The organism is Streptomyces spororaveus (assembly GCF_016755875.1).
GTDB lineage: Bacteria > Actinomycetota > Actinomycetes > Streptomycetales > Streptomycetaceae > Streptomyces > Streptomyces spororaveus.
On the sequence record NZ_BNED01000005.1, the window covers coordinates 206693 to 227821 of the forward strand.

The following is a 21129-nucleotide window of genomic DNA, read 5'->3' on the forward strand; positions in this document are numbered from 1 at the left end:
CGGGGATCGTGGGACGGTGCTCAGGCCTCGTACTCGGTGAGGTCGATGCCGTGGACCCGTACGGCGGTCCCGTACCGGGGGTCGGTGGTGTCCCGTTCCTTCACCATGCCGAGCTTGCGGATCACGTTCTCGGAATCCGAGTTGCTCATCCTGTTGATCGCGACGACCCGGTCCAGGCCGCGGTCCTGGAGCGCGAACTCCAAGGTGGCGTGGGCGGCCTCGGAGGCATAGCCCTGGCCCCAGTACTGGCGGCCGAGCCGCCAGCTGATCTGTACGTCCGCACGGGCGTCCGGGAGGTTCTCCAGGACCGAGAGCCCGACGGCGCCGATGAGCTCGCCGGAACCGAGGAGCTCGACGGCGAAGACCCCGAAGCCCTCCTCGTCCCACTCCTCCTCCCAGCGCTCGATCTCCCCGGCCGTCTCGTCCAGGTCGAGGGTCTCGCCCTCGCCGATCCAGCGCATCACCTCCGGGTCGGCGTTGATCTCCGACAGGGGGACGAGGTCGTCGTCGGTCCAGCGGCGGAGGAGGAGTCGGGGGGTAAGGATCTCGGTCATGCCCACATCCTGCCGAATCTCCGCCGACCAGCGGTAATCGGCCGTTGCGGCAGTGTTGCGGGTTCGTGGACATCACCGTGGGAAGGTTTCCGCGGCCCGCCCCGGGCCTCTACGGTCCGTGGGAACCGCGACCAAGGAGTGCTTCTGCCATGCCCCTCGATCTGTCGGACGAGAGCCGGTACGACCGTACGCGCCTGCGGCAGTGGGCCCGCGGCCGCGCCCGCTCCGCCGGAATGGACCGCCGCGATCTGCTGAAGCTGTTCGCGGCGGGGGCCGCTGCCGGAACGCTGGAGCTGGCCGTCGGCGGCGCCACGGCCTCGGCGGCCGCCGGGGCACCGGTCGCCGACCCGGTACCGCGCACCGTCAAGCCGCTGCCGCCCGAGCTGTTCACGCTCCGCGGTACGAACGCGGAGACGAACTTCGCGGCGCTGCGCGGCACGGGCCCGCTCACCCCGATCGACCGGTTCTTCGTGCGCAACCACACCTCCACGCCGCGCGTGGATGCCGCCGGGTGGCGGCTGACGGTGTGGGGCGACGGGCTCGCGGGCGGCCCGCTGGAACTGTCGTACGAGCGGCTGCGCGCCCTGCGGCCGCTGGAGCGGACGCTGTTCATCGAGTGCGCGGGCAACGGCCGGAGCTTCTACACCACGCAGCAGGGCCAGCCGGTCACCGGCACCGCCTGGACCCTGGGCGCGATCGGCGTCGCGCGCTGGCGCGGCGCGCGGCTGTCGGACGTACTGCGCCTGGCGGGGGTGACCCGGGGCGCCGTGGACGTCCTGCCGCGCGGGCTGGACGACGAGGTGGTGGCGAACGGCGTGAACCTGGGCCGGGTGCGGCGCCCGCTGCCGGTCGTGAAGGCGCTGGACGACGTACTGCTGGCCTACGAGATGAACGGGCGGCCGCTGCCGCCCGACCACGGCGGGCCGGTCCGCCTCGTGGTGCCGGACTGGGTCGGGATCTCGTCGATCAAGTGGGTCGGGGACATCGAGGTGAGCACGGAGCCGCTGTACTCACCGTGGAACACGGACATGTACCGGCTGTTCGGGCCCGAGCACCCGGCACAGGGCGGTGCCCCGCTGACCCGGCAGACCCTCAAGAGCGCCTTCGAGCTGGAGCTGGGAGCCACCGTCGCCGTGCACCGGACGCGGCTGCTGACCGGCCGTTCCTGGTCGGCGGCGGCACCGGTCACGCGTATCGACGTGAGCACGGACAGCGGCGGCCACTGGCGGCGGGCCCGGCTGCACGACACCCCGCGCCGGGGTGGCTGGGTGCGCTGGTCGCTGCCGTGGACCCCGAGGGCCACGGGTGCGACCTCGCTGCTGGCGCGGGCGACCGACGCGACCGGGCGGACCCAGCCCGACCGGTCGGTCCACAACACGCAGGGGTACCTCTTCGACGCCGTGGTCCGCCACCCCGTGACGGTGGTCTGACCGGCAGGAGTCAGGGGGTGTGGAAGCCGACTTCCGGCGCGTCGGGCGACGGGCCGTCGAGCACGGGCTGCGGCCTGCCCCCCAGGTGCTGGTCGAAGAAGGCCGCGACGTAGCGCCGGGTCAGTTCGACGGAGCGGGCGCCGGGCAGCGGGGCCTCTCCGTCGGGCAGGCCCAGCTGTTCGCCGATCGCCGGGAAGTCGGTGAAGGTGAAGTGTCCGGAGTCGGCGAAGGTGATCCAGCGCTTCCAGCCGTCGAGCAGCGGCCAGTCGCGGTCCCAGCTCGCGTTGCCGCCGGGACGCCGCTGCTGTGCGCCGAGCAGCATGAAGGGGCGCCCGCCGAGTCCGGCCGCGGGGACCGGGGTGGAGAAGCCGCCGTCCATGTTGACCCCGGCACGGATCCTGTGGTCGGCGGCCATCGCGGCCGCGGTCGAGGAGCCGCCGATGGAATGGCCGGCCATCGCGATGCGGCCCTTGTCGATGAGTCCGGCGTGGCGCCATACGGGGTCGCGTCCGGTAAGGCGGTCCAGGAGGAAGGACACGTCACGGGCCCGGGTCTCGCCGACGGTCCGGTAGCCCTCCTCGCCCTGGACCTTCTCGCAGGCCAGGCACTGCAGCACGCGGCCGCCGGGGAAGGCGGTGCCCACGCTCTCGTAGGCGTGGTCCACCGCGGCGACGACGTAGCCGCGGGAGGCCAGGTCCTCGGCGAGCGCCGTGAGGGTGGCCCGGTGGACGGTGAACCCCGGGGAGAGCACGACCAGCGGGTACCGTCCGGCGGCCGGGCGCGCGCCGGTCCGGGCGTGGGACCGTGTGCCGGTCAGGGTCTCGACCGGGATGACCTGGTCCAGCCCGCGGTCGACGAGCAGCAGGCGGGCCTCCTCGGAGGTGAGGTAGCGCGTGGTCCGGCCGGTGTCGTGCCGCGCCGGGTATCGCATGGTGACCATGAGCTCGCGGGGCCCGGATCCGGCCCAGGGGTCCGTGCGGCTGTGGTCCACCAGGTGCAGGTCCTCCCGGCCGACGGCGAAACGGCCGGTCGGACGCGGGAGTTCCACCGCCGTACGGCGGCTTACGGTGTCCGCCGCCGCGGGCCCGGCCGCCACGGAGGTGTCCGCGGCGAACGAGGTTCCGGCGGTGACGAGCGGGATCGGCAGGAGCAGGGCGAGAAGAGTCACGGAGGCAACGGTTCTGCGGTTCGTCATGAACTTCACGCTATGCGGAAGGTCCTGGCGGTTCGTCAGCTGAGAGACCGATCCGCTGTCCGACCTCGGAGGGAGGGGGTGGCTCCCGGTCACTCCTGAGGATGAGCCACGCTGATCGCGTCGAGTTTGCCCCGCAGGTACGTGTGGGAGTCGACGGGGTCGTGCACCACCCGGCCGACGGGGGCGGGCAGGGACTCCACCCGGGTGTGCGGGTCGCATTCGTAGAAGTAGACGAGGGAGATCAGCTCCTCGGCGGGCGTGTCGGCGGGCGGTGGCAGTACCCGGTGGCGGCCCGCGCGCCAGCGGTCACCCGTCCAGCGGGCCATCAGGTCGCCGATGTTGACGGTGAGCGCCCCGGGGTCGAAGGGCGCGTCCTGCCAGCCGTCGGCCTCGGTGTGGATCTGGAGCCCGCCCGCGCCCAGCTGCCGGTCGAGGACCGTGACCGTACCGAAGTCGGTGTGCGCGCCGATACGGAACTGGCCGGGCAGCGGCGGGCCGACGACCTCGGTGCCCGGGTACCAGTTGAGGTTGAACCCCCAGGTGGGGTGTGAGGTGTGGCGGGTGAAGTGGTCCTCGGCCAGGCCCAGGGCCCCGGCCAGGAGTTCCAGCAGCTCGTCGGAGAGGGTGCGCATCAGGCGCAGGTACTCCGTCACCAGGGGCCTCAGCTCGGGCACTTCGGCCGGCCAGGTGTTGGGCGCGAACCATTCGGTGTCCACGGAGGGGACGCCGGTGGGGTCCTCGGCCGCGAAGGACCACGATTCCTTGAGGTCCGGTGGTGAGGCCTGGCCCTCGGCGTAGCTGTTGGCCTCCGCCCCGGGGCCGAGCCAGCCCCGGCCGCCGACCCTGACGGCGTACGGCGCCTTGGCGCGCGCGGGCAGCCGGAAGAACTCACCCGCGGCCTCCCGGATCCTCGCGGGCAGCGCGGGGTCGACGCCGTGCCCGGTCACCAGGAGGAAGCCGGCCGCGCGCAGGGCCTCGTCGACGCGGACCGCCGTACGGGCGCGCGCCTCGGGTCCGCCGGACCGCCACGGCCCGAGATCGATCACGGGAATCTGGGATCCGGCCATGGGAGACCTGCCTTCCGGGGCTGCGAGGGCGTCCGGGACCGAGGTTATCCCTCGTGCCGCGGTGGGAGGCGGCGGAGCTCGCGATGAGCGTGTTCGGGGACGCCGGGTCGTTGGCGCAGCGCTCGCGCCCCGGCGCTCCAGGATCAGCCACGAGTTCGACGAGAACCGACACGGAGCGTAACGATGGGCGACCTTCTGTGTGCATTCACTCCCGTCGGTCGCGAGGATCATCACGATAAGGACCAGAATGAGGGGGAGGGCGAACGGCTGGTCAGGGACGGAGAGAGTGGTGGAGATTTCGACGAGGGAAGTCTTCGGGGCACCCTGCTGGGTGAGCCTGATGACACGCGACCTCGGCACGGCCCAGCACTTCTACGGTGCGGTCGTGGGCTGGAGATTCCGTCCGACCCGCCTCGGCGAGGCGTTCTCGGTGGCGTTCCAGGGCCGTGTCCCGGTGGCGGGCATCGGGGCGCTGGCCGCGGACCTGGGGGTCGCCGCAGCCTGGACCCCGTATTTCGCGGTCGACGACGCCGATGTGGCGGTGGACCGGATCCGGGAGCGGACGGGCACGATCGCGGTCGGCCCGGTCTCCTTCGATTCGGGCGGCCGCGCCGCCCTCGTCGCGGACCCGGACGGGGCCGTCTTCGGAATCTGGGAGGGCAATGTGGAGGCGGACTGGCGGGTGGGCAGGGGCCCGTCACCCGCCTGGCTCGAACTGCGCACGAGGAACGCGCTGGACGCGGCGATCTTCTACGGCGCGGTGCTGGAATGGGCCACCGGCCGCGCCGGCTGCTGCGAGGTCTCGTACGAGGAGGACCAGGTCGTGCTGCGGCAGGACGGCGAGCCCGTCGCCCGCCTGAACAGCGGTCCCGTGGAGATGGCCTCCTACTCCCCGCACACCAGGCCCCGCTGGCACGTCCACTTCCGGGTGCCGAAGCTCCGGCCCGCGGTGGAGGCCGCCGTCTCGCTGGGCGGGCGGCCCGTCTCGGATGTCACCTCGAACGCCCTGGAGCGGTGGGTGACGCTCCGCGACCCGGACGGGGCTCTGTTCACCCTGACCACCGCCCTCGGGTCGGACCCGGACTGACCGCCCCTCCTGCATCGGTGTGGGGGGAGATTCACACTCGGTGACGTTTCGAGATGCGCACGCACGGCAGTACTGATTCGCTGAGTCCGCCCGCTCTCCCCACAGATCCAAGGAGCGATCATGAGCGTTTCAGGTGAGTCCCGCGGCCGGTCCCAGCAGATGCGCGCCAAGGCCAAAGAGCTGAACGACGCGGCCGAGCGGTCCACCGACCCGGAGGAGCGCCGCCGGCTGAAGGAGAAGGCGCGCCGCCTCCAGGAGCAGAGCGAGCAGGAGGGCCGTATGGACGACCGGGGCATGGACCCCATGTAGCCCGTACGCCTCCCCCACCGGCCGGTGGCCGCCGCGATCCCCGTCGCCGCGGCCACCGGCCGCCGCGTGGTCACCGGGGCCGGGTCCGCGGTCGGTGGTCGGGCTCGTTCAGAGCATGATGAGCAGACGGGTCCTGGGCTTGAGCTTCCGGTTCACCGAACGGCTCTGGACGTACACCTCCAGCTCGGGATTGCACCCCGCCTTCACGGAGACGGTCCCCTGGATGCCCGTGCCGAACAGGAGACTGCGCGCCGCATCGCCCGTGTACGCGCGGTCGGTGCTCTTCTCGACCACGATGACTTCCTTGTCGGCCTGCACCTGAACCCGGCTTCCCAGCTGGTAGTAGCACGAGCCGCGCTCGTACGCCACGCCCGGATGCGAGTCGACGAAGGACCGGATCGCGACCTCCTCGTCGACCTTCAGCAGCCGGTACTTGTCGGCCGGGACCGGTTCGAGCTTCGCCCGTACGTCGTCGACCGAGAGGTCCTGGCCGACCGCGAACAGGTTCTTCGTACCGCGGACGCCCTTCTCGCGGCCGCGCAGGAAGCTGGTGGCGGCGGCACGCACCGTGCCGATCGCCTCCTCGACGCCCTCCTGCGAATCCGCGTTCCAGATGGCGATGTTGCCGGCCGGGAAACCGTAGTTCTGGGCGGTCCGCTTCGCCAGGGAGTTCGGAACGAGGATCGCGGACGTCCAGTGGCCCGGGAGCGTGCCCATCTTCGACGTGATCCTGTCGAGCCAGGGGCCGAGGATCGTCATGTCGCCGTCGTGCCGCCGGTCGCCGCCGGAGGCGTTCTCCTCGCCGTCCGTCACCACGATCTGGAGGAAGCTGTGCTCGCCGTACTCCTCCCAGATGTGGCCCAGGTCGTCCAGCGACTTCAGCGAGGCCTCGATCAGGGCGGTCGCACCGTTGTTGACCTTGTACAGACCCCGCATGGACGGCAGGTGCTTCACGTCCATGTCCCAGACCAGGTTCTCCACCTTGTGGTCGAAGGAGTAGAGGCTGATACGGGTCTCGTGACCGAGACTGTCCGACTCGGCCTTGAGACCCGCCACGAACTCGTCGACCACGCGGATCAGTTGGCCCTGGTGCTGACGCATGGAACCCGAGCAGTCCACGACCAGCGCGACGTGGTTCACCTTGTGCTGGATCCTGTTGGCGGACATGGTTCTGCTCCTTCTCCGTGGCTCCCCGAGTGATGGCTTCACACTAGGAGGAGCCACTGACAACGGAGTTCGTCAGAGCCGGACGTTCCAGTCGGCCGAGGAGCGCAGGGTACGGATCACCTTCGGGTCGCGCACCGACGGGGTGCGGTCCTCGGCCGTGACCGTCAGGCGGTGCGTACGGAGGTCGAAGAGCCACAGTTCCGCCACCGACACCGTCCTGCGGCCCTCGAAGCGCTTCAGCTCCCGGCCGTCGAGGTACCAGCGGACCACGGGTTGGCGGCCGTCCGCGCCGGCCAGCTTCGGTACGGACACCTTCGCGGAGTGGCGCAGCCGCAGGGTGCGGTCGGTCGGGGTGAGCGGGGTGACGATCCGCGCGTGCTGGTAGAACCCGGCGATCATCGACTCGACGCCGGGCAGGTTGAAGGGCTTGCCCAGGACCCGCATGAGCGAGTTGTCGGTGGGCCGGTTCAGCCCGGTCACGAAGTAGTTGCCGCCCTCGTAGGCGCCCACGGTGCCGCCGTCGGGTGATTCCTCGCCGAGCCAGCGGTACCACTTGGTCCGCTGCTCGGCCATGCGGTCGGCCGGCAGGGCCGAGCTGTTGGATTCGACGGGCTCGGGGCCCGTGTACTTCTCGTACTCCGGGACGCCCGGGTAGAAGTACTCGTCGGCGAGCTTGCCGAGGGAGTGACCGGTCTCGTGGATGGCCACCTGGCCGGACTTCGGGTGACCCGCGGATGCCGTCGATATCCCCTCGTACCCGAGGGCGGCATTGCGCTCGTTGTAGCCCGCGCCGCCGTACTTGGCGCTGTTGGCCAGGACGATGACGAGGTCGGCGGCAGGAGCCTTGGCCACGTACGCGTCCACCTTGGGCTGGTCGACGCAGAGCAGCCGCTCGATGTCCTCGCACCAGAAGGAGGAGCCGAGGGCGGTGTCGCGGACGGTGGCCGGGTCGGGGTCGCCGGAGACTCCGGAGTCGTGCGAGACGGCGTCGACCGTCCAGACGTTGAAGAGGTTCCGGTACGTGGTGTAGGGCTCGACGGCGGTCACCTCGGCCCATTTCTGCTCGGCGTCGGTGTGGAACCGTGCCAGCTCCGCGGCGGTGTAACCGTCACCGATGACCACGACGTCGAGGCGGTCGGCGGTGGAGCCGTTGTCGATCAGCTTGGTGACCTGGCCGTCGGCCGACCGCTCGGCCGGGGACAGCCGGCCCGACGCCTTGGCGGGGCTGCCCGCGGCCGGTACGCGGGCGTGGCCCGACCCGGCGTCACCGCCGTGCTCGGGCCCGGGTATCTCGACCTCGATCCGGTGCCCCGCCGGGGCGTCGGCCGCGCCCGCGGGTCCGGCGGCCACCAGCGCGGCGGTGGCGCAGATCGTCGCGACGGCCGCGCGCAACACCGAGCGCCTGACCGAGCGCCTGACCGAGCGCCTGACCGAGCCTCTGACTGGATCCATGAAGTACTCCCCCGAGGACGGAAGTTAAGTAGTTTGTTAAGCACGGTGAATCGGTTGCTTAAACTAGGTGGCGCGCGGGGCGTGCGCAATGCCTGCTCCCCCTGAATACTGGGGAGTTCGAGCGACCAGGGGGAATCGATGGACGAACCGGCCCGGATCGGGCGCAGGGTTGCGCACATGCGCGGTGAACTCGGCCTGACACAGAAGCAGTTGGCGGAGCCCGCCTATACCTCGGCCTACATCTCCACCCTGGAGTCGGGCAAGGTCCGGCCCTCCGAGACTGCGCTGCGCTTCCTCGCCGCCCGCCTGGGCACCTCGTACGAGGAGCTCACCACCGGCCGCCCCGCCCACCTCGCCACCGAACTGCGGCTCGCCCTCACCGACGCCCAGCAGACGCTCGCCACGGGCGCGGCCGACGAGGCCGCCGCGCGCTACCGGCGGCTGCTCGCCGAGGCCGAGGAGCTCGGGCTGGTCCCGGAGCAGGCGGAGGCCCGGCTCGGGCTCGGCGACTGCGCCCTGGAGTCCGGTGAACTGCCCGAGGCGATCACACACTTCGAGGCGGCGGAGCGCCTCCTCGCGGCCGAGCCGCTCCCCCGCCGGGCCCGGCCGGTCCGCGGCCGGGCGGTCGCGCACCTGCTCGCCGGTGAGCTCCGCTACGCCTGCTACCTGCTCGAATCCGCCATCGACGAGCTGGGCGCGAGCGGGCTGGCCGACCCCGAGGCGCTGGTTCTGCTCAACGCCGCGATCATCGGGCCGTACCTCGACATGGGCGCCCACGCCCGCGCCGCCCACGCCGCCGAGGTCGCGCTCGCCCTGGCTCCGCAGGTCGGCGACCCGGCCCTGGTGGCCGGCATGCACCGGCAGGTCGCCCGGACCTTCCTGGCCGGGGGGCGGGTGGCCGACGCCGACGCCTCACTGGCGAAGGCCCAGGAGATCTACGGGCAGCTGCGGCTGCGGACCGATCTGGCGCACTGCCACTGGATGCGCGGCTACGTACAGGCACAGAACGGCGAACTCGCTTCGGCGGAGCGTGAGTTGCGCATAGCCCGGGACATGCTGTCGGCTCGCCGCGCCGGACTCTACACGGCCCAGGTGGAGGTCGAGCTGGCCGACGTACTGCGCCAGCTCGGCCGGTACGAGGAGGCGGCCGGACTGCTCTCGGCCCTGCTGGAGCTGGGGGACAGCCACGGCGCCGTGCACGCGGGCGGCGCGCACCGGCTCCTCGGCCTGATGGCCGAGGCGCGCGGGGAGTGGGAGTCCGCCGAGGAGCACTACGTACAGGCGCTGGCCCTGCTGGAACGCAGCGGGGCGACGGGCGATCTCGCGGACCTGTGCCGGCTGCTGGGTGATCTGCTGCGGCGTACGGGCCGGGTCGAGGCGGCCATGGACGCGTACCGAACGGGCCTGGGGCACCGGGCGGCGCCCGGCACCACCACCTTGGGCCCGGCGCCCGCCGCGCCCGCGGTGCTGCCCGCCCGGGTCAGTGGTTCTCGGTGGGCTGCAGGTCCCGCGGAATGAGCGTCCAGGTCGTGGCCGCCGCCGCGACCGCGAGTACGGCGGCCAGCAGGAAGGCCGGAGTGATCGCCAGGGTGTAGGCGTGCGAGGCGGTGTCGAGCAGGGCCTGGCCGACGGCGCCGCCGATGCGTTCGGCGGTGTGCGCGGCCTCGCCGACGGAGCCCTGTACGGCGGCGGTGCTCGGGCCGTCCAGCTCCAGGGCGGGCAGGTTGCCCCGGTAGAGCGCCGCCGCGGTGGAGCCGAGGACGGCGACACCCATGGCCGAGCCTAGTTCGTAGCAGGTCTCCTCGATGGCGGCGGCGCTGGAGACCTCGGCTGCGGGAGCGGCGGAGACCAGGGTCACCGAGGCCACGGTGGTGGCGAGGCCGGCGCCCAGGCCCATCACCGCCAGGGCGGCGGCGAAGGCCTGGTAGCCGAGGTCGGTGAACTGCTGGAAGGTCCAGGGCAGGGCCATGCCGGAGGCCAGGACGACGAGCCCGGCGCCGAGCACGTGGCGGATGGCGAAGCGGTGCATCAGCGACGGGGCCACCATCGAGGCGGCGATCAGCGCGAGCGGGGCGGGCAGCAGGCGCAGTCCGGCCTCCAGCGGGGTGTAGCCCTCGCCGTACTGGAACCACTGGGTGACGAGGAAGAGGATCGCGCCCATGCCCACCATGGGCAGGAAGATCGCGGTGGCGGCGACGCTGAAGGCGGGCTTGGCGAACAGCCGTACCTGCAGCAGCGGGTTGTCCAGGCGCAGCTGGCGGCGTACGAAGACCGTCAGCAGGGCGGCGGCGATCAGGAGCAGGGCCCAGGGCAGCGGGTCGGCGACGCCGCTCTTGCCGAGCTGCTTGATGCCGCCCGCGAGGGCGAGCATGCCGACGACGGACTGGCCGACGCCCCACCAGTCCCATGCGCCGCTGCTGCGCGGGGAGCGCGATTCGGGCAGGTAGCGCAGTCCGGCCGCGACGATGACGGCGGCGACGGGGAGGTTGAGGAGGAAGGCGGAGTGCCAGCCGTAGTCCTGGACCAGGAGTCCGCCGACGACCGGCCCGAAGGCCATGCCGCCGCCGAAGACGGCCGCCCAGACGGCGAGGGCGAAGGCGCGCTCCCTGGCGTCGGTGAAGACGGTGCGCAGGATCGACACGGTGGACGGCATGATGGCGGCGCCGCCGATGCCGAGCAGGGCGCGGGCGGCTATGACGTGCCAGGCCTCGGTGGCGAACACGGCCATGAGCGAGGCGGCCGAGAAGATGCCGAAGCCCGCCATGAGCAGCCGCTTGCGCCCCCAGCGGTCACCCAGCGCGCCCGCGGTGACCAGGAGTCCGGACAGGGCGAGCGCGTAGACGTCGATGATCCACAGCTGCTGGACGGCGCCCGGCTGGAGGTCGCCGACGAGCGAGGGGAAGGCCACGTTGAGGATCGTGGTGTCCATGGAGATGAGCAGGAGGCTGCCGGAGAGGATCGCCAGGACGATCCACCTGTGCGGGGCCTGCGCAGGGGTGTGCATGAGGTTCCGTTCAGAGGTGCGCCGTGTGCGCACGGTGGAGGGGAGTTCAGGGCGCGGGAGGGCCCGCGGGGGGCTGCGCGAGCGGCCGTGTCCCGCTGAGGAAGGAGGTCAGCACCAGGTGGCCGATCTGGCGCGGGGCGAAGTGGCCGTCGCGCACCCCCTCTGCGGCGGCGTCGAGCAGGCCCCAGAGCGAGTACCAGATCCAGTACGGCGGCAGGTCCGCGCGCAGTCGGCCCAGCCGCTGGCCGTGGGCGAGGAAGGCCACGGCCTGCTGGTCCTGCCGGTCCACGCCGGCCCGGAACTCGGGATCCGCGAGGACGGTGGCGTCGCGCGAGGTGAAGCCGTACAGGTGCGCGGCCGGCATCAGGGCGACGACCAATTCCTCGATGGCGGCGTCGAAGGCGGCGGCGTCGGCGCTCCGCGTGAGGTCGAGCGGCGCCAGGCAGCCGTCGACGACCTCGATGGCCCGGACGGCGACGGCCTTGAGCAGGGCTTCGCGGGTCGCGTAGCGGCGGCTCAGGGTGGCGCGGCTGGTGCCGATGCCGGCGGCGATCTGCACCATCGAGGCGCTGTGATCGCCGGCGAGGACGCGGGCGGCGCCGTCCAGCAGCTCTTCTTCATTCACCATGTATGAGCCTCCTTCGCCTCGAACGATACAAGTTTGTCTCATTCGATGCAAAGAAGACCCACGAGACGGGCGTGTCCCGTCGTCGAGGTGGAGATCATTTCGCGGAGCCGGCCGCCCTTCCGTCGGAGGAGACGGCAGGACACCCCTTAGTCGCCGGTGCTGCGGGCGCGGGCTCCCGAGCGGGTGCGGCTTGCGGTCTGGGCTCGCTGCGGGTGGCGGCGCACGTACTCGTGCTCCAGCTCGTTCATCCGCTTCGTATGGGTGACCAGGGCGTCGTCGGACCCGTGCAACAGGGTCTCGTGGCGCGTCCGGTGGATGGCTTCCAGCTCTTTGAGCAGCCGGCCCTCTTCCAGTTTCTGCGCCGCCGGACCGCCGTCGTGCTCCGTCATGGCACGTGCACCTCCTCCACCGGGCCGCGGGATCACACTGGGCCTGCCTCCCCGGCCACTCCATCATCCCCCGCACCGCGGGAGCGGGCCTCCGGGGCCGGGCGCGCCGCACGGAAGGTGCGGCGGTACGCCTGCGGCGAGACACCGATGGCGGTGCGCAGGTGCTGGCGCAGCGAGGTGCCGGTGCCGAGGCCCGCGCGGGCGGCCACCGTGTCGACCGTCCAGTCCGTGGTCTCCAGCAGGTGCCGGGCCCGCTCGATCCGCTGCTGCACGAGCCATCGTCCGGGGCTCGCTCCGACCTCGTCCCGGAAGCGGCGGGTGAAGGTCCGGACGCTGACCTTGGCGTGCGCGGCCATGTCGGCCAGGGTCACGGGCTCGCCGAGCCGTTCCAGGACCCAGGCGCGCGTGGGGGCCGTACCGTCGGCCGTGGGCTCGGGCACGGGGCGGCGGATGTACTGCGCCTGCCCGCCGTCGCGCCACGGCGGGACGACACAGGCACGCGCCACCTCGTTGGCGATCTCGCTGCCGTGGTCACGGCGGACGATGTGCAGGCACAGGTCGATGCCGGCGGCGACCCCGGCCGAGGTCAGCACGTCGCCGTCGTCGACGAACAGCACGTCGGGGTCGACGCGCACCCGGGTGAACGTCCGCCGCAGCCGGTCCGCCTCACGCCAGTGGGTGGTGGCCGAACGGCCGTCGAGGAGGCCCGCGGCGGCCAGGACGTAGGCGCCGGTGCAGATCGCCACCATCCGCGCGCCGGGCCGGACGGCGGCGAGGGCGGTGCGCAGGGCGTCCGGGAGGAGGCCTTCGGTGCGGATCGGCCCCAGGCCGCGGGAGGGCGGGATGACCACCGTGTCGACGTCGGCGAGGACGGACGCGTCGTGCGCCACGGCGAGTCGGTAGTCGGAATCGGTCCGCACCGGGCCGCCGTCCAGGCTGCACGTGGTCACGGAGTAGAGGGCGTCGCCCTCCGCGTCGCGTGCCGCGCCGAAGACGCGGGCCGCGATGCCCAGTTCGAAGGGCAGCACGCCGTCCAGGGCGAGGACTCCGATGCGGTGCATGACCCGATCCTTTCAGGTGTTGACCATCGGGCCGCTGTCCGGCCCCTCCCCCTCGCGGCAGCCTGGGAACGTGCCCTGACGAAGGGGTATGAACCCACTGATTCCCTCCCGAAAGCGATCGCCATGACCCACGAAGCCCGTCCGATGATGCGCGCCGTCACCCAGGACGGCCCCGGCGGACCGGAAGTGCTCCGGCTCGTCGAGACCGAACGGCCGAGTCCCGGCCCGACCGAGATCCTGGTCCGGGTGCACGCCGCGGGCGTCAACCCGGCGGACTGGCAGACCCGTTCGCGGGGCGCGTTCTCCACGGGCGCGACCACCCCGTTCACATTGGGCTTCGACGTCTCCGGCGTCGTCGAGGAGGTCGGCCGCGGCGTCACCGTCTTCCAGCCCGGCGACGCGGTGTTCGGCATGCCGCGCTTCCCGCACCCGGCCGGGGCCTACGCCGACTACGTCACGGCTCCGGCCCGCCATTTCGCCCACCGCCCCGAGCGGCTCGACCACGTCCGTGCGGCGGCCGTCCCGCTGGCGGCCCTCACGGCCTGGCAGGCCCTGGTCGACACGGCCGGCGTCGGGCCGGGCAGCCGCGTCCTGATCCACGCGGCGGCGGGCGGTGTCGGCCACCTCGCCGTGCAGATCGCCAAGTCCCGGGGCGCGTACGTCATCGGCACCGCCCGTGAGGCCGGGCACGGCTTCCTGCGCGCACTGGGCGCCGACGAACTCGTCGACCACACCCGCCAGGACTTCGCGGGGGCCGTCGGCGACGTCGACGTCGTCCTCGACGCCGTCGGACCCGCCTACTGGTCCCGCTCCCTGAGCACCCTGCGGCCCGGCGGAACGCTGGTCTCCATCGTGCCCCTGGACGAGACGTTCCCGGCCGAACAGGCCCGCGCGGCCGGCGTCCGCGCCGTGTTCATGCTCGTCGAGCCCGACCAGGCCGCTCTGCGCGCGGTCGCCGCCCTGATCGACAGCGGCCGGCTGCGGGTCGAGGTCGCCGCGGTGTTCCCCCTGGAGGACGTGGCCAGGGCTCATGCGCTCGGCGAGGGCGGACGCACCCGGGGAAAGATCGTCCTGTCCGTGGCCTGACGGGCCGAGTAAGCCCGCCGCCCAGCGGCGAGAACCAGTAGACACTGTCTACCCACCCTGGTAGACAGTCTCCATGGACCAGGAGAGACCGCTCCGGGAGCGGCTGATCGACGCAGGTGTGGAACTCGTCCTGAGCGAGGGCGCCGACGCCGTCGGGCTGCGGGAGATCGCCCGCCGCGCCGGTGTCTCGCACGGGGCGCCGCGCCGGTACTTCCCCACCCACCGGTCCCTGCTGTCGGCGATCGCCCGGCGCGGGTTCGAGGATCTCGGCGTGCGCGTCGCGGCGGTGGTCGGTGCTCCGGACCTGACGCCGCGGGCGCGGGTGCGGACGATCGGGTGCGCCTACGTCGACTACGCGCTGGAGCGCGCGGGGATGTTCGCGCTGATGTTCCGGCACGACCTGCTGGACAGTACGGGCCAGGGGCCCTCCGAAGGACCGCGGCTGCGGGAGTCGACGCTCCCGCTGTTCGATCTCCTGGTCACGCTCGTTCGCCGGTGCGGAGCCGCCGAACCCTCCGTCACCGCCGCCGCGTTGTGGGCCAACCTGCACGGCGTGGCGCAGTTGTGGCGCTGGGGGAGCCTGCCGCTGGTCCTCGGCGGCGCGACGGACGGCGGCGTCGAACGGCTCGTCGGCGCCGCCGTCGACGCGCATCTGGGTCCGGAGCCCGTATGAGGCAGCGGATCTCACTGCTCGTCAGCGTGGCGGGAGCCATGCTCGTCGCACTGGACGGCACCGTGCTGACCGTGGCGCAGCCGAGCCTGCGCCGCGACCTGGGGGCGAGCGTGGCGCAGGTCCAGTGGACCAGTACCGCCTATCTGCTGGCCGTGGCCGCGTTCCTGGTCGTGGCCGGGCGCCTCGGTGACCGGTACGGGCACCCCCGGCTGCTCTTCGTCGGCGTGCTCGGGTTCGCCGCGGCCTCGGCCGGCATCGTGTTCGCGCCCGGCGTGGGCTGGGTGATCGCGCTGCGCGCCGCGCAGGGCGTGTTCGGCGCGCTGCTGCAGCCCGCGACGCTGGCGCTGCTGCGGCTCGCGTACCCGGCCGACCGGCTCGCCGTTCCGGTCGCCGTACGGACCAGCGCGATCGGTGCGGCCGCGGCGGTCGGTCCACTGCTCGGGGGCGTGCTGGTCGCCCGGTGGGACTGGCGGGCGGTGTTCGTGATCAATGTGCCGGCGGCCCTGGTGATCGCCGCGCTGACGCTCGCCGTACGGGCCCCCGCGCCGCCGCGTGCGGAGCGCGGGCGGCTGGAACTCGCCGGCGCCGCCCTGCTCGCCACCGCCCTGGCGGTGTTCGTGCACGCGCTGGTCGGCGTGCCCGAGTACGGGTGGACCGCCGCGCCCACCGTCATCGGCTTCGGGGCCGCCGCGGGGCTCGCGGCCCTGTTCGTACGCCGCGAGCGGCGGGCGGCGCGGCCGTTCGTACCGCACGCCGTGGCCCGTTCCACGGCGGTGACGGCCTCGATGGGGCTGCTGCTGATCGTCTCCGCGGGCATGTTCGGGGCCCTGTTCACCGCCACGTTCCACCTGCAGGACGGAGCGGGGCTGGACCCGCTCGCCACCGGGGTGCGGGTGCTGCCGCTGACCGCGGCGATGGTCGCGGGGGCGCCGGTGGCGGGCCTGGCGCTGCGCCGGTTCGGGGCCCGCCGCACCGCGCTGGCCGGTACGGGGCTGGTCGTCGCCGGGATCGCCGGGCTGGGCTCCGCTTCGGCGGTGGCCTTCGGGGTGCTCGGCGCCGGGTTCACCACGGTCATGGTCACGGCCACCGGGGCCGTGGTCGGCGAGGCCCCGGCCGGGTACGCCGGGGTCGTCGGGGGGCTCAAGCAGACGTCGATGAACATCGGCCCCGCCCTCGGGATCGCGGTCGCCGCGAGCGCCGGGTCGCACGGCGCGGCGCTGGTGGTGCTCGCCGTGCTGGCGGCGGCCGGGCTGGCGGCGGCGTCACTGCTGCCCGGCGGCGCGCGCCCGGCAGCTGCGGGCGACCTCGTCGGCGAAGACGAGGGCCGGCCGGGCGAGGGCGGCCCAGCGGCGAACGGCCCAGCCGACGGCGAGGGGCGGCAGCGCGGGGATCGGCACGAGGCGCAGCGGGCCGTCCGAGCCGGGGACCTGCCAGCCGGGCAGCGCGGGCACGACGGCGTGCCCGAGGCCCAGTTCGGCGAGCAGCAGGGCGGTGTCCCAGTCGGCCACGCTGGTGTCGGAGCTGACCCGGATGCCTGAGGCGGCGAAGGCGGCGTCGAGGTGGGCGCGGGAGGCGGAGTTCTCGGGCAGCCGGATGTGACGGATGCCGGCGAGGTCGGCGGGGTCGATGCGGGCGCGGCCGGCGAGGGGGTCGTCGGCGCCGACGGCGAGTACCCAGGGCAGCTCCATGACGGGGCGCAGCTCGATGCCGCGGACCGGGGCGCCGATGGTGATCCAGGCGAGGTCGAGGTCGTCGGCGGCGAGGGCGTCGAAGCAGCTGCGGCTGGAGTTCTCGGTCTGGAACTCCAGGCTCACCTCGGGGTGGCGGCGGCGGAAGGTGACGACGGCTTCGGACATGAAGTGCCGCACCGTCGTCGCTCCCGTGGTGACGCGGACGGTGCCGCCGCCGCCCCGGACGAGGTCGTCGAGGCGGCGCAGGGCGCCGTCGAGTCCGGCGATGCCCTCGGCGGCGGCCGTCCGGAGGATGCGGCCGGCCTCGGTGGGTACGACGCCACGGGCGTGGCGCTCCAGGAGGCTGGCGCCGGTCCGCTTCTCCAGTCGGCGGATGTGCTGGCTGACGGCCGACTGGGTGCAGCCGAGATCGCGGGCCACGGCGCTGAGGCTGCCGGAGCGGCAGACGGCCACGAACACACGAAGATCATCGAGGGTCATGAGATCCAAGGTATCGCTTGGATGCAGAGAGCAAATCGGAGGATTGACTTGGGTTTTGGATGGGATCAAGATCGATGCAGGGCCCGGGCGGCAACCCGTCCCCGACCGCGCCACGGGGTCCGGAACCCAGGTACGGGCAGGGACGGGTGCCGACCCACCCGGCCCACCGGACCCACCCAGCCCACCCGACCCACCCGACCCGCCGCCCGCTGACCGCTGACCGCTGACCGCTGACCGCTGACCGAAGGGAGACGCCGGTGCCGGATCATGCCGTCGCATGGCTGCGGGAGCTCGGTGCGCAGCACCTCGCCCATCCGGGCGGGACCCTCCTCGCACACCTTGAGCGCGTGCAGGGACTCCTGGCGTCCTGGGGGGCGCGGCCGGCGCTCCGCCGGGCCGGCCTGTGCCACGCGTTCTACGGTACGGACGGTTTTCCCACCGCCCTGCTGCCGCTCTCCCGGCGGGCCGAACTGGCCGCGGTGATCGGCGACCAGGCCGAGGAGATCGTGTACGCGTACGCCGCCTGCGACCGGGCGGCCTCGTATCCGACGCTCGCCCGCGAGGAGGCTTCCTTCCGGGACCGGTTCACCGGCCGCGTCCACTCCCCCGCCCTGGAGCTCCGGCGGGACCTCGCCGAGCTGTCGGCGGCCAACGAGCTCGACCTGGCACGGGTCGATCCCGCCTTCCGCGACGCGTGGGGTGCCCGACTCCGGGCACTGTTCGCAGGGTTGCGCCCGCTGCTGAGCGAGCCGGCCCGGCGGGAGTGCCGGGCCGTGCTCGGCGACGGGGAGGGTTGAACCGGTCAGGGGGCGGGCCGCCCGGTGAGGGTGATCTCGGCGGCGCTGGTCCAGGGGCCGCGGCCGCCGGCCTCGGTCAGTGCTTTCAGGCGGAGGTAGCGGCCCTTCTTCGGCGCGAGCGCCGCGGACTTGGCGGCCGCGGTGTCGGCGAAGGTACCGCTCGCCACGGGTGGCCCCCAGTCGGCGGTGCTGTCGGACACGTAGACCTCGTATCCGCCGATCCGGCCGTTGACGCCGCCGTCCTGGCGCGGCAGGTAGCCGAGGCCGTCCACCGTGTAGCGGGCGCCGAGGTCGAGCTGGATCTCGTGCGGGAGCGGGGCGGGCTTCGCCGGGGACCAGGCGGTGTGCCACAGGGTGGCCGGGTTCCCGTCGAAGGCGTGCGCGGCTGCGCCGTTCTCGGCGGCGCTCTCCTGGCTGTCGGCGTGGACCAGGGACCAGGCGGACCGGTCGAGCGGAGCGGATGAGGAGGGCAGCGCCGCGGCCTCGGGGACGGCGGTGCCGGTGGCCGAGACGCTGAACGCGCCTGCCGTGGCGGGCGTCTTGACCCGGAGGACGCCGGAGCGGTCCGCCGGGTCGAAGTACCAGCCGGACGCGGCGGTGTCGTAGGCGGCCCTGGAGGACAGGCCCGTCAGGGGGCTCCCGTCCAGGGTGACGGTGGCGGGTGCGGTGGCCACGTGCAGGGTGAACTCGTAGGCCCGGGAGGCGGGTTTGCCGGTGTAGCTGCCGGTGGGGGCGCCCACGGAGACGGTGACCGTACCGGAGCCGCCGGTCGGGGCGGCGACGTCGACCCGCTGGCGGGCGTAGGCGCCGGACTCGTGGGCGCGGGTGCGGCCGTCGTCCTCGTAGAGGCTGAAGGTGGAGGCACCGCGCGGGTGGATGTCGTAGGTGAGGGTCGAGACGGGCTTCTCGCCCGTGTGGTTCATCTGCGGCCACATCGGTACGACGGCGCCGCCCTTGACGAAGAGCGGCAGGGTCTCCAGCGGCGCCTGGTACCCGTTCAGCCAGCCCGGGCCCGCGTAGGTACGGCCCGTCCAGTAGTCGGTCCAGGTCCCGGCGGGGAGGTAGATGCCGTCGCGGACGGAGGTGTCGGAGACGACGGGTGCGACGAGCAGGGAGTCACCGGCCATGAACTGGCCGCTGGTGAGGTTGCCGCGGGCCACCGGGTCGTCGGGGTACTCCAGGACCATGGCGCGGGTGCTGGGCACGCCGCTCTCGTGGGCGACGCGGCTCATCGTGTACAGGTACGGCATCAACCGCATCTTGAGCTGCAGGTACTTGCGGTTGATGGACAGGTACGGCTCGGCGAACCGCCAGGGCTGCTTGTCGTGGTAGCCGGCGGACGGGCCGGTCGCGCCCCAGCCGGACATGGTCATGAAGGCCGGGGTGAAGGCCTTCCACTGCAGGTCCCGGGTGTACGTCTGCGGGCTGCCGCCGAAGATGCCGTCGATGTCGCCGGCCGCGTAGTTGAGGCCGGACAGACCCGCTCCGGTGATGGCGGGGACGTGCCAGCGCATGTCGTCCCAGGTGCCGTACGTGTCGCCGGTCCAGACGACGGCGTTGCGCTGGGTGCCCGCCCAGCCGTCGACGGTCCAGACGAAGCGGCGGGCGTCGGAGTTCTTCTCGATCCCGTCCACGGCCTGCCGCACGCCGTCGAAGGCGTACTTGTAGCCGCTGCCGATCCAGGCCACGTCGGTCTTCACGCCCCGGCTGCCGGCCGTGCCCACCTCGTCGGCGATGGACCCGAGGCCGGTGGAGGTCCACAGGCCGGTCTGGAAGCCCTTGGCCTTCAGGGCGTCGACGGTCGACTTGAGGGGCGCGGTGTAGCCGCAGCCGTAGCCGTCGTTGGGCAGGAACCAGCCCGAGGGCATGTCGGCGGCCCGGGCGTCGGCCGCGTAACCGACGACGTCGGGGGTGGTTTGGTGGCGGAGCCGGTCGTGATCGCCCTGGTAGTCGGGGTTGGAGGCGTTGAAGCAGTCGGCGTTGCCGAGCTCGAAGCCCCACATCGGGGCCAGGAAGGGCTTGCCGCTGACGTCGGTGTACGCGTCGAGCACGGACTTGAGGGAGTCGCCGGTGAAGTACCAGGCGTCGAAGCGCTTCTCGTCGTGGGTGAGGGTGGTGGGCGCGTCGAAGCCGTAGGAGCCCGGGGCCCAGGTGTTGCGCATGGCGCCGTAGCCGTTGGTGGACATGTAGAAGGGGGCGGGGCTGGCGTTGTCGTTCTCACGCCACTTGTTGTCGACGGCGACCGGGACGGTCTTCCCGCGCAGCGCCCACTCGCCCAGGCGCAGGCCCGTGCCGTAGAACTGCTCGTCCGCGCCCCGGGCCAGGTACTGGGTGGTGCGGCCGCCGGTCCAGCTGGTGGGCCGGGTCTCCTGCCAGACGGGGGTGGTGTTGTCCGCGCGGTAGACGGAGAACCGCAGGGGCTTCTTGTTGACCCGGATCGAGAGGGATCCGGTGGTGATCCGGTAGTACGCGCCGGCGTCCGACCAGCTCGTGGGCACGGAACCGAAGTCGGTGGTGGGGGCGAGGTCGGTGCCGGCCGGATCGTCGGTGAAGGACCCGTCGGGCGAGAGCCAGAGGCGGAAGATGTCGGCGCGGGCGACCACCACGCGGGCCTTGGCGCCGCCGGAGGCCGTGACGGTGAAGGTGTTCCCGGACCGGGTGAAGCCGGTGACGTCGCCGGCCGTTGCCGTGGCCTCGGCGGGGCCGGCAGGGGCGGAGGCTGAGGCGGAGGCCGGTAAGGCGACCGGTCCGGCGGCGGCCAGACCCGCGACGGTGAGGGCGGCGGCGAGCAGGGCGACGGCCGGGGTGCGCCGCCTGCGCCCCCGCCGCGCCGCGTGAACTCGGCTGCCTGACGGGCCTTGCCGACCCTGGCTCCTGCGGATGCTTGGCAGTCTCATGGGGCAGCTCCTCGTGCGGTCCGGACACGGACACAGCTCCTTGGCATGCTCCCGGCAAGATAGCGCTCCGACGGGCCTCAGTGAAAGATGATGCTCGAAGTCGACTGTCATCAAGCATGTTTGAGCATCCATCAGGTGAACGTGAGGCCTGGAAGGTGGCCG

18 protein-coding genes and 1 pseudogene are annotated in these 21129 nt (G+C 72.8%); 8 read left to right on the forward strand and 11 right to left on the reverse strand.

What is annotated here, in order from left to right; translation table 11 throughout:
- Positions 1-20: 20 nt before the first annotated feature.
- Positions 21-554 carry a GNAT family N-acetyltransferase gene (locus Sspor_RS03535; protein WP_202197704.1) on the reverse strand — a complete coding sequence of 178 codons (534 nt, stop codon included), beginning with the start codon at positions 552-554 and terminating at the stop codon, positions 21-23.
- A gap of 149 nt (positions 555-703) precedes the next feature.
- Here Sspor_RS03535 and Sspor_RS03540 point away from each other — a divergent pair, with 149 nt between their 5' ends.
- Positions 704-1984 carry a sulfite oxidase gene (locus tag Sspor_RS03540; RefSeq protein WP_202197705.1) on the forward strand — a complete coding sequence of 427 codons (1281 nt, stop codon included), beginning with the start codon at positions 704-706 and terminating at the stop codon, positions 1982-1984.
- 10 nt (positions 1985-1994) lie between these two features.
- On the opposite strand, the gene Sspor_RS03545 is transcribed toward Sspor_RS03540, so the two are convergent.
- On the reverse strand, positions 1995-3179 hold the full coding sequence (locus Sspor_RS03545) for an alpha/beta hydrolase family protein (RefSeq protein ID WP_202197706.1): 1185 nt from the start codon (positions 3177-3179) through the stop codon (positions 1995-1997).
- 89 nt (positions 3180-3268) lie between these two features.
- Positions 3269-4246, reverse strand: a complete 978-nt coding sequence (locus tag Sspor_RS03550) for an isopenicillin N synthase family dioxygenase (RefSeq protein ID WP_202197707.1) — start codon at positions 4244-4246, stop codon at positions 3269-3271.
- Positions 4247-4586: 340 nt separating this feature from the next.
- On the opposite strand from Sspor_RS03550, the gene Sspor_RS03555 reads away from it, so the two are divergent.
- Both Sspor_RS03555 and Sspor_RS03560 read left to right on the forward strand, forming a co-directional pair.
- Positions 4587-5333, forward strand: a complete 747-nt coding sequence (locus Sspor_RS03555) for a VOC family protein (RefSeq protein ID WP_202197708.1) — start codon at positions 4587-4589, stop codon at positions 5331-5333.
- A gap of 120 nt (positions 5334-5453) precedes the next feature.
- Positions 5454-5642 carry a DUF6381 family protein gene (locus Sspor_RS03560; RefSeq protein ID WP_030718106.1) on the forward strand — a complete coding sequence of 63 codons (189 nt, stop codon included), beginning with the start codon at positions 5454-5456 and terminating at the stop codon, positions 5640-5642.
- A 108-nt stretch (positions 5643-5750) separates the two neighbouring features.
- On the opposite strand, the gene Sspor_RS03565 is transcribed toward Sspor_RS03560, so the two are convergent.
- Together Sspor_RS03565 and Sspor_RS03570 are read right to left on the reverse strand one after the other, a co-directional pair.
- A complete protein-coding gene (locus Sspor_RS03565) occupies positions 5751-6809 on the reverse strand; it encodes a vWA domain-containing protein (protein WP_202197709.1) in 1059 nt (352 codons plus the stop codon).
- Between the two features lie 72 nt (positions 6810-6881).
- On the reverse strand, positions 6882-8261 hold the full coding sequence (locus tag Sspor_RS03570; protein WP_202197710.1) for a M64 family metallopeptidase: 1380 nt from the start codon (positions 8259-8261) through the stop codon (positions 6882-6884).
- A 138-nt stretch (positions 8262-8399) separates the two neighbouring features.
- Here Sspor_RS03570 and Sspor_RS03575 point away from each other — a divergent pair, with 138 nt between their 5' ends.
- Entirely contained in the window at positions 8400-9779 is a 1380-nt protein-coding gene (locus Sspor_RS03575) for a helix-turn-helix transcriptional regulator (RefSeq protein ID WP_202197711.1), read from the forward strand.
- Here the strand turns inward: Sspor_RS03575 and Sspor_RS03580 are convergent.
- From Sspor_RS03580 to Sspor_RS03595, 4 genes are all read right to left on the reverse strand, one after another.
- On the reverse strand, positions 9742-11265 hold the full coding sequence (locus Sspor_RS03580) for an MFS transporter (RefSeq protein ID WP_202197712.1): 1524 nt from the start codon (positions 11263-11265) through the stop codon (positions 9742-9744). The two genes, Sspor_RS03575 and Sspor_RS03580, sit on opposite strands and share 38 nt — an antisense overlap.
- 46 nt (positions 11266-11311) lie before the next feature.
- Positions 11312-11893, reverse strand: a complete 582-nt coding sequence (locus tag Sspor_RS03585) for a TetR/AcrR family transcriptional regulator (protein WP_202197713.1) — start codon at positions 11891-11893, stop codon at positions 11312-11314.
- Positions 11894-12039: 146 nt separating this feature from the next.
- Positions 12040-12282, reverse strand: coding sequence for a DUF6158 family protein (locus Sspor_RS03590; RefSeq protein ID WP_202197714.1), 243 nt, complete (start codon positions 12280-12282; stop codon positions 12040-12042).
- 32 nt (positions 12283-12314) lie between these two features.
- Positions 12315-13343, reverse strand: a complete 1029-nt coding sequence (locus Sspor_RS03595) for a GlxA family transcriptional regulator (protein WP_202197715.1) — start codon at positions 13341-13343, stop codon at positions 12315-12317.
- Positions 13344-13466: 123 nt separating this feature from the next.
- Here Sspor_RS03595 and Sspor_RS03600 point away from each other — a divergent pair, with 123 nt between their 5' ends.
- From Sspor_RS03600 to Sspor_RS03610, 3 genes and pseudogenes are all read left to right on the forward strand, one after another.
- Complete coding sequence (locus tag Sspor_RS03600; RefSeq protein WP_237403646.1) at positions 13467-14429, forward strand: NADP-dependent oxidoreductase; 963 nt, start codon at positions 13467-13469, stop codon at positions 14427-14429.
- 73 nt (positions 14430-14502) lie between these two features.
- Positions 14503-15102 (forward strand): TetR/AcrR family transcriptional regulator, encoded by a 600-nt coding sequence (locus tag Sspor_RS03605; protein WP_202197716.1) that lies wholly within the window; start codon positions 14503-14505, stop codon positions 15100-15102.
- 38 nt (positions 15103-15140) lie between these two features.
- A pseudogene (locus tag Sspor_RS03610) lies at positions 15141-16268 on the forward strand (MFS transporter); the annotation flags it as partial.
- Between the two features lie 96 nt (positions 16269-16364).
- Here Sspor_RS03610 and Sspor_RS03615 read toward each other — a convergent pair.
- Complete coding sequence (locus tag Sspor_RS03615) at positions 16365-17273, reverse strand: LysR family transcriptional regulator (protein ID WP_202197717.1); 909 nt, start codon at positions 17271-17273, stop codon at positions 16365-16367.
- Positions 17274-17530: 257 nt separating this feature from the next.
- Here Sspor_RS03615 and Sspor_RS03620 point away from each other — a divergent pair, with 257 nt between their 5' ends.
- Positions 17531-18070 carry a DUF6817 domain-containing protein gene (locus Sspor_RS03620; RefSeq protein ID WP_202197718.1) on the forward strand — a complete coding sequence of 180 codons (540 nt, stop codon included), beginning with the start codon at positions 17531-17533 and terminating at the stop codon, positions 18068-18070.
- Positions 18071-18075: 5 nt separating this feature from the next.
- Here Sspor_RS03620 and Sspor_RS03625 read toward each other — a convergent pair whose 3' ends face one another.
- Positions 18076-20967 carry a TIM-barrel domain-containing protein gene (locus Sspor_RS03625; RefSeq protein ID WP_202197719.1) on the reverse strand — a complete coding sequence of 964 codons (2892 nt, stop codon included), beginning with the start codon at positions 20965-20967 and terminating at the stop codon, positions 18076-18078.
- Between the last annotated feature and the right edge of the window lie 162 nt (positions 20968-21129).

Excerpts from the sequence above, each read along its gene's own strand:
- Sspor_RS03600 (WP_237403646.1), top strand. The coding sequence starts at position 13,467 with ATGACCCACGAAGCCCGTCCGATGATGCGCGCCGTCACCCAGGACGGC.
- Sspor_RS03570 (WP_202197710.1), bottom strand. The coding sequence starts at position 8,261 with ATGGATCCAGTCAGAGGCTCGGTCAGGCGCTCGGTCAGGCGCTCGGTC.
- Sspor_RS03540 (WP_202197705.1), top strand. The coding sequence starts at position 704 with ATGCCCCTCGATCTGTCGGACGAGAGCCGGTACGACCGTACGCGCCTG.
- Sspor_RS03535 (WP_202197704.1), bottom strand. The coding sequence starts at position 554 with ATGACCGAGATCCTTACCCCCCGACTCCTCCTCCGCCGCTGGACCGAC.
- Sspor_RS03580 (WP_202197712.1), bottom strand. The coding sequence starts at position 11,265 with ATGCACACCCCTGCGCAGGCCCCGCACAGGTGGATCGTCCTGGCGATC.
- Sspor_RS03555 (WP_202197708.1), top strand. The coding sequence starts at position 4,587 with ATGACACGCGACCTCGGCACGGCCCAGCACTTCTACGGTGCGGTCGTG.
- Sspor_RS03545 (WP_202197706.1), bottom strand. The coding sequence starts at position 3,179 with ATGACGAACCGCAGAACCGTTGCCTCCGTGACTCTTCTCGCCCTGCTC.
- Sspor_RS03595 (WP_202197715.1), bottom strand. The coding sequence starts at position 13,343 with ATGCACCGCATCGGAGTCCTCGCCCTGGACGGCGTGCTGCCCTTCGAA.
- Sspor_RS03550 (WP_202197707.1), bottom strand. The coding sequence starts at position 4,246 with ATGGCCGGATCCCAGATTCCCGTGATCGATCTCGGGCCGTGGCGGTCC.
- Sspor_RS03615 (WP_202197717.1), bottom strand. The coding sequence starts at position 17,273 with ATGACCCTCGATGATCTTCGTGTGTTCGTGGCCGTCTGCCGCTCCGGC.
- Sspor_RS03590 (WP_202197714.1), bottom strand. The coding sequence starts at position 12,282 with ATGACGGAGCACGACGGCGGTCCGGCGGCGCAGAAACTGGAAGAGGGC.
- Sspor_RS03585 (WP_202197713.1), bottom strand. The coding sequence starts at position 11,893 with ATGGTGAATGAAGAAGAGCTGCTGGACGGCGCCGCCCGCGTCCTCGCC.
- Sspor_RS03575 (WP_202197711.1), top strand. The coding sequence starts at position 8,400 with ATGGACGAACCGGCCCGGATCGGGCGCAGGGTTGCGCACATGCGCGGT.
- Sspor_RS03560 (WP_030718106.1), top strand. The coding sequence starts at position 5,454 with ATGAGCGTTTCAGGTGAGTCCCGCGGCCGGTCCCAGCAGATGCGCGCC.
- Sspor_RS03625 (WP_202197719.1), bottom strand. The coding sequence starts at position 20,967 with ATGAGACTGCCAAGCATCCGCAGGAGCCAGGGTCGGCAAGGCCCGTCA.
- Sspor_RS03565 (WP_202197709.1), bottom strand. The coding sequence starts at position 6,809 with ATGTCCGCCAACAGGATCCAGCACAAGGTGAACCACGTCGCGCTGGTC.
- Sspor_RS03605 (WP_202197716.1), top strand. The coding sequence starts at position 14,503 with ATGGACCAGGAGAGACCGCTCCGGGAGCGGCTGATCGACGCAGGTGTG.